The sequence below is a fragment of the Novosphingobium tardum genome (genome assembly GCF_042652045.1).
GTDB lineage: Bacteria > Pseudomonadota > Alphaproteobacteria > Sphingomonadales > Sphingomonadaceae > Novosphingobium > Novosphingobium tardum.
On sequence record NZ_JBHSDR010000006.1, the window covers coordinates 1,188,546 to 1,204,139 of the forward strand.

The 15,594-nt window shown below is 66.1% G+C and carries 15 protein-coding genes; 9 read left to right on the forward strand and 6 right to left on the reverse strand.

Annotation, left to right across the window (positions count from 1 at the left end):
• Positions 1-9: 9 nt before the first annotated feature.
• Positions 10-1,446 (forward strand): magnesium transporter, encoded by a 1,437-nt coding sequence (gene mgtE / locus ACFO0A_RS13745; RefSeq protein WP_379539568.1) that lies wholly within the window; start codon positions 10-12, stop codon positions 1,444-1,446.
• 4 nt (positions 1,447-1,450) lie between these two features.
• Positions 1,451-1,843 carry a DUF1489 family protein gene (locus ACFO0A_RS13750; RefSeq protein ID WP_379539569.1) on the forward strand — a complete coding sequence of 131 codons (393 nt, stop codon included), beginning with the start codon at positions 1,451-1,453 and terminating at the stop codon, positions 1,841-1,843.
• Here ACFO0A_RS13750 and ACFO0A_RS13755 read toward each other — a convergent pair whose 3' ends face one another.
• From ACFO0A_RS13755 to ACFO0A_RS13770, 4 genes are read right to left on the reverse strand one after another with little or no spacing between them, the layout of a single operon-like run.
• Positions 1,844-2,536, reverse strand: coding sequence for a DsbA family oxidoreductase (locus ACFO0A_RS13755; RefSeq protein ID WP_379539570.1), 693 nt, complete (start codon positions 2,534-2,536; stop codon positions 1,844-1,846).
• Positions 2,533-3,402, reverse strand: a complete 870-nt coding sequence (gene nudC / locus ACFO0A_RS13760) for an NAD(+) diphosphatase (RefSeq protein WP_379539571.1) — start codon at positions 3,400-3,402, stop codon at positions 2,533-2,535. The genes ACFO0A_RS13755 and nudC overlap by 4 nt, the downstream gene beginning before the upstream one ends.
• Positions 3,399-4,715 carry a serine hydrolase domain-containing protein gene (locus ACFO0A_RS13765; RefSeq protein WP_379539572.1) on the reverse strand — a complete coding sequence of 439 codons (1,317 nt, stop codon included), beginning with the start codon at positions 4,713-4,715 and terminating at the stop codon, positions 3,399-3,401. The genes nudC and ACFO0A_RS13765 overlap by 4 nt, the downstream gene beginning before the upstream one ends.
• Before the next feature lie 3 nt (positions 4,716-4,718).
• Positions 4,719-5,798, reverse strand: a complete 1,080-nt coding sequence (locus ACFO0A_RS13770; protein WP_379539573.1) for an A/G-specific adenine glycosylase — start codon at positions 5,796-5,798, stop codon at positions 4,719-4,721.
• 29 nt (positions 5,799-5,827) lie between these two features.
• Between ACFO0A_RS13770 and ACFO0A_RS13775 the strand changes: the two genes are divergently transcribed.
• From ACFO0A_RS13775 to ACFO0A_RS13790, 4 genes are all read left to right on the forward strand, one after another.
• Positions 5,828-6,400, forward strand: coding sequence for a DUF721 domain-containing protein (locus ACFO0A_RS13775; protein ID WP_379539574.1), 573 nt, complete (start codon positions 5,828-5,830; stop codon positions 6,398-6,400).
• The gene (locus ACFO0A_RS13780) at positions 6,393-7,130 is read left to right on the forward strand and encodes a thioredoxin domain-containing protein (protein ID WP_379539575.1); all 738 of its coding nucleotides are present in this window, start codon (positions 6,393-6,395) and stop codon (positions 7,128-7,130) included. Before ACFO0A_RS13775 ends, ACFO0A_RS13780 begins: the two co-directional genes overlap by 8 nt.
• 133 nt (positions 7,131-7,263) lie before the next feature.
• Positions 7,264-8,043: a thioredoxin domain-containing protein gene (locus ACFO0A_RS13785; RefSeq protein WP_379539576.1), complete on the forward strand. Its 780-nt coding sequence runs from the start codon at positions 7,264-7,266 to the stop codon at positions 8,041-8,043.
• Between the two features lie 29 nt (positions 8,044-8,072).
• On the forward strand, positions 8,073-11,501 hold the full coding sequence (locus ACFO0A_RS13790; protein WP_379539577.1) for a chromosome segregation SMC family protein: 3,429 nt from the start codon (positions 8,073-8,075) through the stop codon (positions 11,499-11,501).
• A 19-nt stretch (positions 11,502-11,520) separates the two neighbouring features.
• Here the strand turns inward: ACFO0A_RS13790 and soxR are convergent, their stop codons facing one another.
• Positions 11,521-11,961 (reverse strand): redox-sensitive transcriptional activator SoxR, encoded by a 441-nt coding sequence (gene soxR, locus ACFO0A_RS13795; protein ID WP_379539578.1) that lies wholly within the window; start codon positions 11,959-11,961, stop codon positions 11,521-11,523.
• Between the two features lie 122 nt (positions 11,962-12,083).
• Here soxR and ACFO0A_RS13800 point away from each other — a divergent pair, with 122 nt between their 5' ends.
• Complete coding sequence (locus ACFO0A_RS13800) at positions 12,084-12,458, forward strand: VOC family protein (RefSeq protein ID WP_379539579.1); 375 nt, start codon at positions 12,084-12,086, stop codon at positions 12,456-12,458.
• Here the strand turns inward: ACFO0A_RS13800 and ubiA are convergent.
• Positions 12,455-13,381, reverse strand: coding sequence for a 4-hydroxybenzoate octaprenyltransferase (gene ubiA, locus ACFO0A_RS13805; RefSeq protein ID WP_379539580.1), 927 nt, complete (start codon positions 13,379-13,381; stop codon positions 12,455-12,457). The two genes, ACFO0A_RS13800 and ubiA, sit on opposite strands and share 4 nt — an antisense overlap.
• A 26-nt stretch (positions 13,382-13,407) precedes the next feature.
• On the opposite strand from ubiA, the gene ACFO0A_RS13810 reads away from it, so the two are divergent.
• Both ACFO0A_RS13810 and ACFO0A_RS13815 read left to right on the forward strand, forming a co-directional pair.
• Positions 13,408-14,199, forward strand: a complete 792-nt coding sequence (locus ACFO0A_RS13810; RefSeq protein ID WP_379539581.1) for a 16S rRNA (uracil(1498)-N(3))-methyltransferase — start codon at positions 13,408-13,410, stop codon at positions 14,197-14,199.
• A 9-nt stretch (positions 14,200-14,208) separates the two neighbouring features.
• A complete protein-coding gene (locus tag ACFO0A_RS13815; RefSeq protein ID WP_379539582.1) occupies positions 14,209-15,591 on the forward strand; it encodes a glutamate--cysteine ligase in 1,383 nt (460 codons plus the stop codon).
• The last annotated feature ends 3 nt before the right edge of the window (positions 15,592-15,594 follow it).

Consider the following 15,594-nt stretch of genomic DNA (forward strand, 5'->3'; position numbering starts at 1 on the left):
CCCGCTGGCATGGAGCGTGACGCTGCACCACCCGAGATCGACGACCGCGAACCGCTTCCCGCGGCCGAGGCAGCGCGCCTGTCGGAAAGTCTCGACGATGAAAACCGACTGAAACCGGAATTCGTCCGACGCGTGCGCGAAGCCTTGGACGCTGGCGACAGGGAAGCGGTTTACGAGGCGGTCGAGCCGCTCCATCCCGCCGACATCGCCGACTTGTTCGAGCTGTTCGACGAGGATGACCGGCTGGCGCTCGCCGGCGCGATCTCCGACCTCATGGGCGGCGAGGTGATCGCCGAACTCAACGATCACGTCCGCGAGCTGCTGGTCGAAGCGCTGCCGCCCGATGCGGTGGCCGACTTTGCCGAGCAGATGGAGACCGACGACGCGGTTGCGCTGATCGAGGATCTCGACGCCGACGATCGTCAGGCGGTGCTCGCCGAACTCGATCCCGAAGACCGCGCCGCGATCGAGAGCGCGCTGGCCTATCCCGAGGAAACCGCCGGCCGGCTGATGCAGCGCGACCTCGTCGCGGTGCCCGAGCATATGACCGTCGGCGGCCTGATCGACTATCTGCGCGAACATGCCGACCTGACGACCGAGTTCTGGGAAGTCTTCGTCGTCGATCCGCTCCATCGGCCCGTGGGTACCTGCCAGCTTTCGTGGATCCTGCGCACGCCGCGCACCGTCGCCCTGACCGACGTGATGAAGCGCGACCAGACCCTGATCCCCGTCGGGATGGACCAGGAAGAAGTCGCCCTGCGCTTCCAGAAATATGCACTCATCTCGGCCGCCGTGGTCGACGACAGCGGTCGTCTCGTCGGCCAGCTTACGGTCGACGACATCGTTCACATCATCCAGGAAGAAGCGGGCGAAGACGTTCTCCTGCTGTCCGGTGCAGGCGATGGCGACATCAACGAGCCGATCGCGCTGACCGTGCGCACGCGCCTAACGTGGCTGGTGGTCAACCTGGGCACGGCAATCGTCGCTGCTAGCGTCGTGGGCATGTTTCAGGGCGCCATCGCGCGCTTCGCACTGCTCGCCGTGCTGATGCCCATCGTCTCGGGGATGGGCGGCAATGCGGGCACGCAGACGCTGGCAGTGATCGTGCGGGCGCTGGCGACGAACCAGCTTACGAGCTCCAACACCTGGCGAATGATAGCGCGTGAGTTTCGCATCGCGACTGCGAACGGCCTTTCGCTGGGGCTGCTGATCGGGGCGGGCGTGGCGCTGGTCTTCGACAATCCCTTGCTGGGCGCGGTGATCGGCGCCGCGATGCTGATCAACAACCTCATCGCCGGGCTCGCCGGCATTCTCGTGCCGCTTACTCTCGAGAAATTCCGGATCGACCCGGCCGTTTCCTCGGCGGTGTTCGTCACGATGGCGACCGACGTGATGGGCTTCTTCTCGTTTCTGGGGCTTGCCGTGGCCAGCGGCCTCACGGGGTGATCCCATGCCGTTGAGCATGACCAAGATCGCCTATGGAGCGCAAAGCGTGGCGTCGCTGCGCCGCTGGCTGGAAGCCGAGGAGGAAGCGCGGACGAGCACGCGCTATCTGCCCAAGCGGCATGAAGAAATGATTGGCGGTTCGCTGTTCTGGATCCACGATCACACGATCATCGGTCGTTCGCCGCTGATCGGGTTCAGCCAGCGCGAGGACGGGCGCTGGTGGATCAGGATGCAACCGCGCCTCATCACAGTGCGGCCCACGGCCAAGCGGGCGCATCAGGGATGGCGATACTTGGCCGAAGAGAATGCGCCGCCGGACCTTGGCGAAGGAGAGGACCCCGGCGATGCCTTGCCCGGACGCCTGGCGGGGCGGCTGGCGAAGCTGGGGCTTGTCTGATCAGGCGGTAGTGGCTCCAACCCGCTCGCGTGCTACGACCCGGCGGAGCAGATCGACATAGACCTGCGGCTCCTGCGCGCCGGGAACAAGGAAGCGGCCGTTAACGACCATTGCCGGCACGCCGCTGATGTTCATGTCCCACGCCTGCGCTTCTTCCGAGCGAACGAACTCCGACAATTTAGGATCAGCCAGCGCGGCTTCGGCCGCGGCGCGATCGAGCCCGACCGATCCTGCCAGGTCGAGAAGGACCTCGCGGCTGCCGATGTCGCGCCGCTGTTGGAAATGGGCATCAAACAGCGCCAGCTTCAGTGCGGTCTGCACGTCGGGCCCCGCGACTCGCAGGGCATGCGCCAGCAGCTTGTGAGCGAGGAAGCTGTTGCGCATGCGCGCCCGCGGTTCGGGTTCCTCGCCGGTATAAGCGAAGGAATAGCCCGCTTTTTCCGCAATGGCCGCCATCTGGGATCGACCCGCAGCGGCTTGTTCCTCGCTCCGCCCGTACTTGCGCATCACGTGTTCGGCGCTGTCCTCGCCTTCGGGCGGCATATCGGGGTTGAGTTCAAACGGACGCCAGCGCACCTCGGCCTCGATTTCGCCGTCCAATGTCGCGAGCGCCTTCTGGAGCTGCTTGTAGCCAATGATGCACCAGGGGCACATCACGTCGGAGAAGATGTCGATCGTCAGGCGTTCGGTCATTGTTCGAGCCACCATTTGAGAAGGTAATGGGCAACCGCATGCGGCGGCGGGGCGATAAACGCGCCATCCTCGGTTCCGGTCATCGCTTCAGCCACTTCGGCCCTGGTGAACCAGCGCGCTTCCTCAAGTTCGTGCTCGTCGATTGTGATCGCCCCGTCATCGGCATGACTGTGGCAACCGATCATCAGCTGCGAGGGAAACGGCCACGGCTGGCTCGCGACGTAAGTCACGTCGCGAATGACGACACCGGCTTCCTCGAAGATTTCGCGGGCTACGGCCTCCTCGATCGATTCGCCGGGTTCGACAAACCCGGCGAGTGCCGAGAAACGACGGGGAGGAAACCGCGGCTGCCGGCCCAGAAGAACATTGCCCTCGTGCTCCACCAGCATGATCGTGACCGGATCGACACGCGGGAAATGCTCTGCCTTGCATGAATCGCAGGTGCGCTGCCAACCACCCTTCGTAAGCTTCGTTGTGCTGCCGCACCGCGCGCAGAACCGGTGCCGGGCGTGCCAGTCCACCAGGCTCCGGGCTGCGCCGTAGATCGCGAGGTCCTCCTGCTCCATGCTCGCCAGCGCGCGCCATAGTGCTGGGTTGTACGGCGCGATGCCGCCCGCCAGCTGCGGCGGAACTTCGGCAAAGCAGCCCTTGCCGCCCAAAAGCCCCAGGAAGACGAGATCACTTCCCGCACCTGCGTCGGCCAGCGTTCCCCAAACGAGTCCGCCATCGGGACCGATCTGGGGATCGAGGCCTTCGAGGCGCAACAGCCTTGCGCGCCAGTCCATGAGCGAAGCGAGCCGTTCGGGATCGTTGCGGATTGCGTCGGCCCGATCGAGCCGCGCCCCGGCAAAGGCGATGGCGGTCATGCTCCGGCCTTTCGCTTGGTAAGGTCGGCTACGACCGCCTTCGGAAACTGTTCATGCACCGGGTACGAGCTGTCGGGCATATACTGCGTGTACAATCCGGCGCGCAGGCTTCGACGCATGTCGACGAACGCGACGGTGCCTGCAGCACCGCCCCAACCATAGACGCCAGCTTGCTCGCCCAATCCCACGCGCCCGCCAGCCCCGAAGCCTTGTCCGTCCATCCATGTGCCCTTCGTGCTGACGGACGGAGGCATGAGATTGCTCGTCCCCAGCCGCACTGCGGCCTCGCTCATTACGCGCTTTCCGCCGATGCGACCGAACCCGGTCAGCATGTTCATGAAACGGTCGTAATCGCGCGGGCTGGAAACAAGGCCCGCGCCGCCCATCGGAAACGGTGGCTGACCCAGGAAGATAGAGTTCTTCGCCGGGTCGAGCGGCAGGAGCAGCTTGCCAATGACGCCATAATTACTCGTCAGGCGCTTTTCCTGTGCCGCTGGAACGCGGAAATAGCTGCTCGTCATGCCGGTCGGCCCGAAGATCCGTTCTTGCAGGAAGCTGTCAAAGCTCTGCCCCGAGACAACTTCTATAACCCGGCCCATCAGGTCGAGACCGACCGAATAGCTCCATTGCGTGCCCGGCTGATAGACCAGCGGCAGTCCCGCGAGCCGATCGGCAAAGGTCTCGAGGCTCGTCACCGGAGTTCCGCGGTCGAAACCGGGAATCTTCGTCCGGCTTACTTGTCCCGCGATAACCCCGGCATCTTCGAACGCGCCCTTGAGCGGCCCCTTCTGGATGATCGAATAGCCAAGGCCCGCCGTGTGGGTGAGAAGGTTGCGAATGGTGATCGGCGACTGAGCGGGAACGAGCTCGGTGAGCGATCCGTCCGGGGTCGCCTGAACCTGCATCTTCGCAAATTTCGGCAGGATGTCGGCCAGCGGCTGATCGAGCTTCATCCGCCCCTCGTCGATCAGGATCATCGCGGCCATGCCGGTTATCGGCTTGGTCATCGAATAGAGCCGATAGAGACTGTCGATGCCTACCGGATCCGCATCGTCGAGGCCTTCCTTGCCTTTGGCGATCACCTCGGGCGCTCGGGCGCCCCAGCCAAGGGTCGCGAGCATTTCGGGAAGCTTGCCGGAATCCACATAGCCATCGACCATCGCAGCAACATTGGGCCACATCGCCCTGGTTGCCGACGACGGAGCTGCGGCCCAGGCCAGGCGCGGGTCAAGCGCAAGTCCCGCCGCGACGGCGGATCCGGCGCGAAAGACCGCGCGACGCGACATTGCGACGGCTAGCTCGTTATCCAGCATCGGTCATTCTCTCCCATCGGTACCTGCCTCGAGAGCGAGCCGCGCAGCCTTTGCAAAAAGCGTCGGCAAACCCGCTTCGTCGAGGCGGTCCAGCGGCCACCATTCACCGCCTTCGTCGTCAAGGCTAGCGCAGACGCCGTCTTCGCACAGCATCAATTGCAGTTCGAGACCGAAATGGGTGAACCCATGCCGAACGATGCCGCCCGGCTTCCAGTTTCCCCCTTGTGGTGCTGTGCCCGACCCATCGGCACCGGCGCTCCACCCGTCATCGGGCAGCGCCCGCATGCCCCCGAGCATTCCCTTCGCTGGACGGCGAACCAGCCACACCGCCCCTTCCCGGACCAGCCAGAAGGCGAGCCCGCGGCGCTGGGGTACTGTGCGCTTGGGCGCGCGGACCGGAAAGTCCTCGGCCCGATCTAGCGCGAATGCCAGACATTTCTGGCGTAGCGGACAAAGGAGACAGCGCGGGCCGCGCGGAGTGCATATCGTCGCGCCGAGATCCATCATCGCTTGGGCGAAGTCCCCGCTGCGGTCTGCAGGAGTAATTTCGTCGGCAGCCACGCGGATAGCCTTGCGGGCGGCGGGAAGCGCCTCGTCTATCGCGAACAGGCGCGACACCACCCTTTCGACATTGGCGTCAATCACCACGGCGCGCTGGCCGAACGCAATCGCGGCGATCGCGGCGGAGGTATATTCCCCGATCCCCGGAAGGCGCCGCAGTCCTTCTTCCGTATCGGGAAATCCGCCCGATGACGCCACAGCACGCGCGCAGGCGATCAGGTTGCGGGCGCGACTGTAGTACCCAAGGCCCGCCCACGCAGCCATCACCTCGGCCTCGTCTGCCGCTGCGAGATCGCCGACGGTCGGCCAACGATCGACGAAGCGCGCGAAATAGGGCGCGACGGCGGCAGTCGTAGTCTGCTGCAGCATCACTTCGGACAACCAGACCCGATACGGATCGGGCGCGGGCTCTCCCGGCGACGCGCGCCAGGGCAGGCGACGGGCATGGCGGTCGTACCAGGCGAGCAGGGGAATGGCGATCGCGCCTCCTGCCTCGCCGGCGGTGTCGGTACTGGCCTGCATCGTGCTGCTATGGCATGCGCGGCGCTGCCATGGAAAGCGTACCACCAGACAAGCCGCGCAAGCCCGGTCGCGCCGCGTCCGCCAAGCCGTTCGAGCGTGCGCGCGGCGGTCCGGCGCGCGCCATTGCCGACCTGATGCCCGAAGTGGGACGCACGGCCTTTCGCCGCTTCGGCTTCGTGCAGTCGAGCGTCGTCAGCCGCTGGCCCGAGATCGTCGGCGAACGCCATGCCCGCGCCTGCGTCCCCGAGGCGATCCGTTTCGCGCCGGGGGAAAAGCGCGACGGCATTCTCCAATTGGTGGTCACGCCTGCGCACGCCCCTCTGATCCAGCACGTCATTCCCGAGATCATCGAGCGGGTGAACCGATTCTTCGGCTACAGCGCTGTCGCACGGGTGAAATTGCGCCAGGGCGTGATCCATTCGGACCGGGTTAAGGGTGGTTCTGCTGAAGCGCGCACCAGCCCGCCGTCCTTGCGGCCAATCCCGATGGAACTGGGCGAAAGCCTTCGCGACATCGGCGACCCGGAATTGCGCACGGTGCTTGAATCGCTGGCGCGAAGCCTTGGCACGGCCAGCGGCAATGGAGACGATGACGATGCTTGACAGGGGCCTTCGGATTGTTGGGGCGCTGGGTCTCGCCGCCGCAGCGGTAGCTCTCGGCGCGGCCGCTCCGCAAAAGCCCGCCGCCAAGCCGCTGCCGGGGCGCAGCGTGACGAACGGCAACTGGAACACCGTCGTGCGCCGCACCGCGGATGATACTTACATTCTCGGCAACCCGGACGCGAAAGTCCGCCTTACCGAATTCATCAGCTACACTTGCCCACACTGTGCGCACTTCGAAACCGAGGCCGATGCCCCGCTGCGGCTCGCCTTCGTCGCCAATGGCAAGGGTTCGATCGAGGTGCGCAGCTTCGTCCGCGATCCGATCGACATGACCGTGGCGTTGCTGACCCACTGCGGACCGCCCGAGAAGTTCTTCCTGAACCACACGGCGTTCCTGCGCAGCCAGGCCAAGTGGATCGCGCCGCTGAAGGATGCCAGCGCGGCACAGAAGGCCCGCTGGTCCAGCGGGTCCTTCGCCGCACGGACGCGTGCGATTGCAGACGACTTCCACTTCTATCCCATCATGGCGACACGCGGATATACCGCCCAGCAGGTCGACAAGTGCCTGACGGACGAGGCGCTGGCAAACCGGCTCGCAAAGGCGACCGAAGACGCCGCGCAGCGCCTTTTCGTGCGAGGCACTCCGTCGTTCGCGATCGACGGCGTTGTCCTTTCCGGCACATCGGACTGGGCCTCGCTTCGTCCTCAGCTCGCCGCCCGCGTCGATTGATTCGGAATTACTGCGCCTCTGGGTGCGGAGTTGTGGAGATTAAGTGCGTTTCTCAGGGGTAAGCCTTCAACTTGCCCGCGGATTGCTCTAGCCTCGCGCCTTCGTAGTTCTTTTTTCCGGAGCCCGTTCGCGCATGACTTCAGGCAAATTTGGCCGCGTCTCGCTTTTCGCACTGGCCCCGCTGGCGATTGCCTCTCTTGCCCTCGGCGGGTGCAAGAAGGAACAAGCCGCCGATCCCGCGGCCGCGCTGGCCAGCCCCAGCGCACAGCCGTTGGCCAAGGTCCCTGCCCCTAGCGGCAAGGCATGGAGCGAAGTCGTCTCCGTCACGCCGGAAGGTGGCTATCGGATGGGCAACCCCGACGCTCCGATCAAGCTGGTCGAGTTCGGGGCGCTTAGCTGCTCGCACTGCGCCGAGTTCGCCAAGGAAAGCTTCGCCAAGCTGCGCGACGATTACGTCGCCAGTGGCCGGGTCAGCTACGAGCTGCGCCTGTTCATGCTCAACGCGTTCGACATCCCGGCCGCGATGCTCGCCACCTGCGGTTCACCCGAGGCGGTCATTCCGTTGAGCGAGCAGTTCTGGGCCTGGCAGCCGAACATGTTCAACAACATGGAAAAGGCCAGCGAGGCCGATCGTACTGCGGCTGGCAATGCCCCGCCCGACAAGCGTTTTTCCGCCATCGCCAAGCTCGCGGGAATGGACACGTTCTTCGCCGAACGCGGCATTGCGGCAGACCAGGGCGGACGCTGCCTCGCCGACGTGAAGAAGGCCGAATCGCTCGCCCAGCAGACCGACAAGTATTCGACCACCTATGGCATCACCGGCACGCCGACCTTCTACCTGAACGGTGCGAATGTCGGGTCGGTGATGTGGGCGCAGCTTGAGCCGATGCTCCAGAACGCGGGCGCCCGCTAGGGCATCGGCGGCAGCGGAGGGGGCCGCTGATGCAATTCGAGAAGCTCCGCCTGTCGGGCTTCAAGAGCTTTGTCGAACCCGCGGAACTGCGGATAGAACGGGGGCTGACCGGGGTGGTCGGCCCCAATGGTTGCGGCAAGTCCAACCTGCTTGAGGCCATTCGCTGGGTAATGGGCGAATCGAGCCCGAAATCCCTGCGCGGCGGCGGCATGGAAGACGTGATCTTCGCCGGCACCGGCACGCGCCCCGCCCGGGATTTCGCCGAAGTCGTGCTCACCGCGCGCGGTTCGCTTGCCGACAACGATTCGGACAGGGAACTGGAGGTAACGCGCCGCATCGAGCGCGGTGCGGGATCCGCCTACCGGATCAACGGCCGCGACGTCCGCGCCAAGGACGTTGCGCTGGTCTTTGCGGATGCGGCGACCGGCGCCCACAGCCCGGCGCTGGTCAGCCAAGGCCGCATCGCAGCCGTAATCGCGGCAAAACCGGCCGAACGACGGCAGATGCTCGAAGAAGCGGCTGGTATCGCCGGGCTTCACGTCCGCCGCCGCGATGCCGAGGCAAAGCTCCGCGCGACCGAAGCCAACCTGCTCCGCCTCGAAGACCTGCTCGCCGGCTTGTCGACCCAGATCGCCGCGCTTCGCCGCCAAGCCCGTGCCGCAGAACGCTATCGCCAGATCAGCGACAAGGTGAAGGTGGCGGAAGCACGTCTCGTCTTTGCCCGTTGGGTCGAGGCAGAGGATGCCGCAAGGCTCGCGCGGATCGAGGCCGAAGGGGCGGCAGCAGCGGTCGCGACCGCGCAACGGCAAGCCGAACTTGCGCAAAATGCCCAACACACGGTCGCAGCCGCAGCCGCACTCGCGCGCGACGAGCTTGCGGACCGCCGGCAGGATGCCGCCGCCCATGGGCATCGTATGGCGACGCTCGGCAGCCAGCTCGAGGCTGCCGAGCAGCGCCTTGTCGATCTCGACCGCCAGATTGCGAGGATCGACGAGGACGCCGGCGACGCCGGACGCCTGACCAGCGACGCCGCGGAAGCGATGAACCGGCTTGAGCGTGACGCGCTCGAGGCCGAACAGGCGCTAGAAACCGAAGAGGCCCGCCGCCCTTCGCTGCTGGCCGCGCAGGAAAACGCCGAGCGCGCCGCCCGGGCTGCTGAACTCGCACTGGCGCAGGGCCAGGCGGAGCAGGCGGGGATCGACGCCGATTGGCGCATTGCCGATGCCGCCCTTGCGAGCGCCGCCACGCGGCTCGACCGTACCCGCGCCGAATTGGCACGGCGCAAGGCCGAAGCAGATGCACGCCGCCGCGAGACCGACCCGGCCACCCTCCTTGCCGCTGCGGACGAGGCGCTTCAGGCTTCTTCTGCCGAGCGTGAAGCGGCGCAGGCCGCGCGCGATGGGTTAGCCGAAGCACGGGCGCGGCTCTCGTCCGCCCGAGATGCGGCAAGCGAGGATCTTGCCCGGGCGCGGGCCGATTGTGCTTCGCTGGAAAGGGAAGCGGATGCTTTGGATCGCGAACGCAAGGCGCGCGAACGAAAGGCATCGGGAAAGCTGGCGATTGACGGCGTTCGGGCGGCCCCGGGATATGAGAGGGCGCTCGCGGCGGTTTTGGGACGCGACGCGCGCTCGGCGCTCGGTGTGCCGGCGGCTGCCCTCGAAGGACGGTTCTGGACCGGCGCCCCCACCCCTGCTTCGTTGCCCGACAGCCTGGCCCATCACGTATCCACGATGCCGCACGAACTTGCGGCCCGTCTGGCTTTGGTGCGGTTCCGTGAAGTGGATGATGGCGAGGTCCTTCGTCCTGGCGAATGGCTCGTCACCAGAGCGGGCGAACTGCGGCGGTGGGACGGCTTCGTAGTGCGCGGCGAAGGCGCGGCGAGCGCGGCAGAGCTGGAGGCGGCCAACCGCCTCGCGTCGATCGAGCAAGCCCTCCCCGCGCTCAGGACCGCACGCGACGCCGCGGAATTGGGCGCGGCGGAGACAAACAACGCGCTTCAGTCCCACCAATCGCAATTGGCCGCGGCCGAGCAGAAGCTCGCCCGTGCGATAGAGGCAGAGCGGGCGGCAGTGCGAGCCCGCGACCAGGCCGAAGCGGCGGTCGACCGGCATGCCGCGCGTTCCGCCGAGATCGAGCGCATGCTGGGTGACCTGGCCGAACAGGAAGCGGCCGCGCTGGCCGAACATCGCGAGGCCCAGTCGCGCCGGGAGGGACTTCCCGATCCGGCGGTGGGACGCGAGGCAGTGGAACAGGCCCGCCGGCGTCACGATGACGCTCGTCAGTCGCTTCAGCTCGCGCTCGCCGCCTCGGCGTCGCTCGAGCAGGGATTGGCCGCCCTGCGCGAAAGACGGGCGACCTTGCGGGGCGACATCCGCAGTTGGCAGGGACGCGTCGGGGATGCCGAGCGGCGCATGGCCGACATGGCGAAGCGCCGCGACGAACTGGTCGCGGAGCGCGCGGTCATCGCGGCCAAGCCCGCCGGCCTGATCCGGGACATTGAAGAGGGGGAAGCCATCCGTGAGCGCCTCGGCGCCGAGCTTGCGGCGGCTGAAGCTGTGCTTGCCACACACGAAGCCGCCACCAAGGAAGCCGCCGCGACGCTCGCCGCGGTTGCCGAGGCGCTTTCAACGGCGCGAGAGGCGCGAGCCGGCGCCGCGGCACGGGCGGAGAACCAGGAAGCACGGCGTGAGGAGATGGCGCGCATCTCAGGCGAGCGCTTCCAGTGCCCGCCCCCTCTCCTCCCGCCCCGTCTGGGTTTTGCGACTGAGGATGTCGGGACGGCTACGGACGAATCTGCAGCGATGGACCGGCTCGTCGCCGAGCGCGAACGGATCGGCCCTGTCAATCTGGTCGCCGCCGAAGAATTGGCCGAGGCCGAGGCGCGGCACGGCGAGAGCGCCGCCGAACAGGCGGAACTCGGAGAAGCCGTGAACCGACTTCGCGGCTCGATCGGAAATCTCAACCGCGAGGGCCGCGAGCGGCTGCGCGCGGCCTTCGAAGCGGTCGATGGTCACTTCCGCCGTCTTTTTACCAGGCTGTTCGACGGCGGACAGGCCCACTTGGCGCTTGTCGATTCAGACGATCCACTGGAGGCCGGGCTCGAAATCTTCGCGCAGCCACCGGGTAAGCGGCTTCAATCGCTCACGCTCCTTTCGGGCGGCGAACAGGCGCTGACGGCCATCGCGCTCATCTTCGCGCTGTTCCTCACCAACCCGGCACCGATCTGCGTCCTCGACGAGGTCGACGCGCCGCTCGACGATGCGAACATCGAGCGGTTCTGCGACCTGCTCGACGCGATGGTTAGCGAGACCGCGACCCGTTACCTCATCGTCACGCACAACGCGGTGACGATGAGCCGGATGCACCGCCTGTTCGGCGTCACGATGGTGGAACAGGGCGTCTCGCGCCTGGTCAGCGTGGATCTGGGCGGTGCGGAGGCATTGCTGGCGGCCGAATAAGGGGCCGCGCCGCCGCCGTTCAGTCCAGGACGAACCGCGGACCCGTTCCGCCGCCCGCGGCGCGATCGTCCTTGTTATAGAGCTGGCACCGCTGGAGGCTGAGGCAGCCGCATCCGATGCACTGGTCCAGCTTCTGCTTGGTCCGCGTCAGAAGCTGGATCTTGGCATCGAGTTGGTTGCGCATCGAGCGGCTGATCCGCTGCCAGTCCGTCAGCGTCGGCGTGCGGCCTTGTGGCAGGGTCGCCAGTTCGGCTTCGATTTCGGTCAGACCCAGGCCAAGCTTTTGCGCGATCAGAATGAAGCTGATCCGCCGAATGTCGGAGCGTAGGAACCGCCGCTGGTTTCCGCCGGTCCGCAAGCTCGTGAGCAGCTTTCGCTCTTCGTAATACCGGATCGCTGAAACGGCGACGCCGGTTCGCTTTGCCAAAGTGCCGATGCTCACCAGATCGTCGCGATTCATTCCCCGACCTCTTTTTTCGTTTGACCTCAAGTTAGCTTGAGGTTGCACAAGTGGCAAGCCGGGTGATTCGCAAGAGTGGCTGCGGCAAACAGTTTCAACGCCTTGTGGAGGAAGTTTCAGTCATGGCCGTAGCCCGTCTCGAACATGCCAACATCACCGTCAGCGATCCGGATCGCTCCGCCGCGCTCTTCATGCAAATGTGCGGCTGGCACGAACGCTGGCGTGGTCCCTCCCAGATGGGCGGACGCACGATCCACGTTGGCAGCGATATCGGCTACCTGGCGCTCTACACCAATGAGGGGCGCGGGGGGCCCTTCTCGAAAGGCGTTCCCCTCAATCACGTCGGCCTTGAGGTCGACGATCTCGATGCGGCCGAGGCGGTCGTGGTCGCGCACGGCCTGACGCCGTTCAATCACGACGACTATTATCCCGGCAAGCGGTTCTATTTCTTCGACTGGGACGGAATCGAGTTCGAGGTGGTCAGCTACAGCAGCTAGAAACCGGTGTTGCCGACGACGTAGCAGGCCATCGCCATGAGCAATCCGGCAAAGCGATTGCTGCGAAAGAGGGTCAGGGCGCCTGCTCCGTCGTCGGGGCGGAGCAGGATCGCCTGACGCGCGAGGTGACCGGCGATCGGCAGCAGCGCGAGCAGCGCGAGTGGATCGCGGCGAAGCAACAGGAATGCACAGGACCACAGCGCGATTGCCGCCCCGTAGAACAGCGCCACGCCGAAGCGCACGTTCGCACCCATCCTCAGCGCGCTCGACCGTATCCCGATCAAGGCGTCATCCTCGCGGTCCTGAAGGGCATAGATGGTGTCGTAGGCGACGACCCAGGCGATCGACCCGGCGTAGAGCAGCGCCAATACGCCGAGGTGATCGCTCCTGACTTCAACCCAACCGACCAGTGCCCCCCAACTGAAGACGATCCCAAGCCACGCCTGCGGCCACCAGGTGATCCGCTTCATGAAGGGGTATGCGGCCACTGGCGCCAGGCTGGCAAGGGCGACGAACCGGGCGGGCCAGCCAAGCTGCAGCCAGACGATCAGGCCCACCGCGAGAAGCGCGCCGAGCCAGATCCAGGCGGCACGGACCGAGACCGCGCCGCTCGCCACCGGCCGCGTGGCAGTGCGGGACACTTTCGCGTCGAGGTCGCGGTCGACGATGTCGTTATAGACGCAGCCCGCGCCGCGCATGGCCACTGCGCCGATCAGAAGCCAGGCAACAAGGGACCACCGCAAGCCCCCTCCCGCCAGAAGGACGGCCCAGGCACACGGCCAGAACAGTAGCCACCATCCGATCGGCCGATCCAGCCGGGCGAGCAGCGCGTAGGGCTGCCAGGCGGCAGGCAGCAGGCTGAGCAGTGCGCCGTGCTGGCTGTCCGGTGGCGCTTGGGCGGCGGGAGCGCTAGGGCTTTCCATCCGCGCCGCTGTGGAGCTGATTGCCGATGCCCGCAACCCCCGCCTGGCCCCCGCGCAGTGCTCCCCGGCTATTCGTTGCCGGGCCCCTGAGCGAAGGCGGAGCGATCTCGCTTGAAGGTGCGCAGGCGCACTATGTGTCGCGCGTCATGCGGGTCGCGGCCGGAGATGCCGTGGTGCTGTGCGACGACCTCACCGGCGAATGGGTGGCGCGCGTGACCCTTGTGGGCAAGCGTGACGTTGCCCTTTCCATCCAGCAGCGGCTGCGCCCGCGCGAGGATGTACCGGATTTCACGCTGTGCGCAGCGCTGCTGAAAAAGCCCGCATTCGACCTCGTGCTCGAGAAGGCGACCGAACTGGGCGTTCGGCGAATACAGCCGGTGATCACGCGGCGCGCGGTCGCCGACAAGCTCAATCTCGAGCGCGCCCGCACGATCATGACCGAAGCTGCCGAACAATGCGCCCGAACCGCCCTGCCAGAACTCGCGGCCCCGCTCTCGCTCGATGCCCTGCTGCGGCAATGGCAGCCGTCGCGAGCGCTCCTGTTCGCCGACGAACTTGGCGGAGAAAGCGCGGCCAGCGCCTTCGCCGCGCGACCCGCACCCGCGGCCTTGCTCGTCGGGCCGGAAGGCGGTTTCGACGACGCCGAACGGACCGCCATCCGCGCCATCGGCGCAACGTCCATATCGCTGGGACCGCGAATTCTGCGGGGAGAAACCGCGGTGATCGCTGGTTGCGCACTTTGGATGGCAGTGTCGGGCGACTGGGGGACTGACGACGCTGCGCAATTTGTGCTGGAACAAGGCCGGACGCTCACCTAACGGCCAGCCATGAGCACCAGAACGGTTTCAAACAGCAACGATCCCGTGATCGGTCACAAGGACGATCTGATCGCGCCGATGATCAAGGGCGAGAAGCCCAAGTCGGCCTGGCGCATTGGCACCGAGCACGAAAAGTTCGTCTACAGCCGCAAGGATCACCACGCGCCATCGTACGACGAGCCCGGCGGTATCCGCGACCTTTTGCTGGCGCTGCGCGAATTCGGCTGGGATCCGGTCGTCGAGGAAGGTCCCGATGGGCCCAACGTCATCGCAATGGCGGGCAGCGACGGCACCGTCAGCCTCGAGCCTGCCGGGCAGCTCGAGCTCTCGGGCGCCGCGCTCGACAATCTCCACCAGACCTGCGCCGAAACCGGGCGTCACCTGGATCAGGTCAAGGCCATCGGCGAACGCACGGGGACAGGGTTCCTGGGCCTTGGCATGTGGCCCGACAAGCGCCGCGACGAGCTGCCGATCATGCCCAAGGGGCGCTACGCGATCATGCTGCGCCACATGCCCCGGGTGGGCTCGATGGGCCTCGACATGATGTTGAGGACCTGCACGATCCAGGTGAACCTCGATTATTCGAGCGAAGCCGACATGGTTCAGAAGTTCCGGGTCGGGCTCGCTCTTCAGCCGCTCGCAACGGCCCTGTTCGCCAATTCGCCGTTCACCGAAGGCAAGCCCAACGGCTTCCTTTCCTACCGCAGCCATATCTGGTCGGATACGGATCCGGCCCGCACCGGCATGCTGCCCTTCGTGTTCGAGGACGGCTTCGGCTACGAGCGCTATGTCGACTACATGCTCGACGTGCCGATGTATTTCGTGTTCCGCGACGGCAAGTACATCGACGCGGCCGGGCAGAGTTTCCGGGATTTCATGGCCGGCAAGCTTCCTGCGCTTCCCGGCGAACTTCCGCGGCGGTCCGACTGGATCGATCATCTTTCGACCGCCTTTCCCGAAGTTCGGCTGAAGAGCTTCCTGGAAATGCGCGGCGCCGATGGCGGTCCGTGGAGCAGGATCTGCGCGCTTCCTGCGCTATGGGTCGGACTGCTCTACGATCAGGGCGCGCTCGATGCGGCGTGGGATCTCGTCAAGGACTGGTCGATGGACGAGCGCGAGGCCCTGCGCCAGGCTGTCCCCCGCCAGGGGCTTGCCGCCCCGGTGCCGGGTGGAGGAAAGCTTATCGATATTGCGCGCGAGGCACTCGCCATTGCGCAATCCGGTCTCGTCGCGCGCGACCGGCGCAACCGCAGCGGCGACAATGAAACCGGATTTCTCGCCCCGCTGCAGGAGATCGTGGCGCGCGGCAAGACGCCGGCGGAGGAATTGCTGGACCTTTATAATGGTGCGTGGGGCGGCGACATTTCGCGCGTCTACGAGCACAGCTTCTGAAGA

Excerpts from the sequence above, each read along its gene's own strand:
- mgtE (WP_379539568.1), top strand. The coding sequence starts at position 10 with ATGGAGCGTGACGCTGCACCACCCGAGATCGACGACCGCGAACCGCTT.
- ACFO0A_RS13750 (WP_379539569.1), top strand. The coding sequence starts at position 1,451 with ATGCCGTTGAGCATGACCAAGATCGCCTATGGAGCGCAAAGCGTGGCG.
- ACFO0A_RS13755 (WP_379539570.1), bottom strand. The coding sequence starts at position 2,536 with ATGACCGAACGCCTGACGATCGACATCTTCTCCGACGTGATGTGCCCC.
- nudC (WP_379539571.1), bottom strand. The coding sequence starts at position 3,402 with ATGACCGCCATCGCCTTTGCCGGGGCGCGGCTCGATCGGGCCGACGCA.
- ACFO0A_RS13765 (WP_379539572.1), bottom strand. The coding sequence starts at position 4,715 with ATGCTGGATAACGAGCTAGCCGTCGCAATGTCGCGTCGCGCGGTCTTT.
- ACFO0A_RS13770 (WP_379539573.1), bottom strand. The coding sequence starts at position 5,798 with ATGCAGGCCAGTACCGACACCGCCGGCGAGGCAGGAGGCGCGATCGCC.
- ACFO0A_RS13775 (WP_379539574.1), top strand. The coding sequence starts at position 5,828 with ATGGAAAGCGTACCACCAGACAAGCCGCGCAAGCCCGGTCGCGCCGCG.
- ACFO0A_RS13780 (WP_379539575.1), top strand. The coding sequence starts at position 6,393 with ATGCTTGACAGGGGCCTTCGGATTGTTGGGGCGCTGGGTCTCGCCGCC.
- ACFO0A_RS13785 (WP_379539576.1), top strand. The coding sequence starts at position 7,264 with ATGACTTCAGGCAAATTTGGCCGCGTCTCGCTTTTCGCACTGGCCCCG.
- ACFO0A_RS13790 (WP_379539577.1), top strand. The coding sequence starts at position 8,073 with ATGCAATTCGAGAAGCTCCGCCTGTCGGGCTTCAAGAGCTTTGTCGAA.
- soxR (WP_379539578.1), bottom strand. The coding sequence starts at position 11,961 with ATGAATCGCGACGATCTGGTGAGCATCGGCACTTTGGCAAAGCGAACC.
- ACFO0A_RS13800 (WP_379539579.1), top strand. The coding sequence starts at position 12,084 with ATGGCCGTAGCCCGTCTCGAACATGCCAACATCACCGTCAGCGATCCG.
- ubiA (WP_379539580.1), bottom strand. The coding sequence starts at position 13,381 with ATGGAAAGCCCTAGCGCTCCCGCCGCCCAAGCGCCACCGGACAGCCAG.
- ACFO0A_RS13810 (WP_379539581.1), top strand. The coding sequence starts at position 13,408 with ATGCCCGCAACCCCCGCCTGGCCCCCGCGCAGTGCTCCCCGGCTATTC.
- ACFO0A_RS13815 (WP_379539582.1), top strand. The coding sequence starts at position 14,209 with ATGAGCACCAGAACGGTTTCAAACAGCAACGATCCCGTGATCGGTCAC.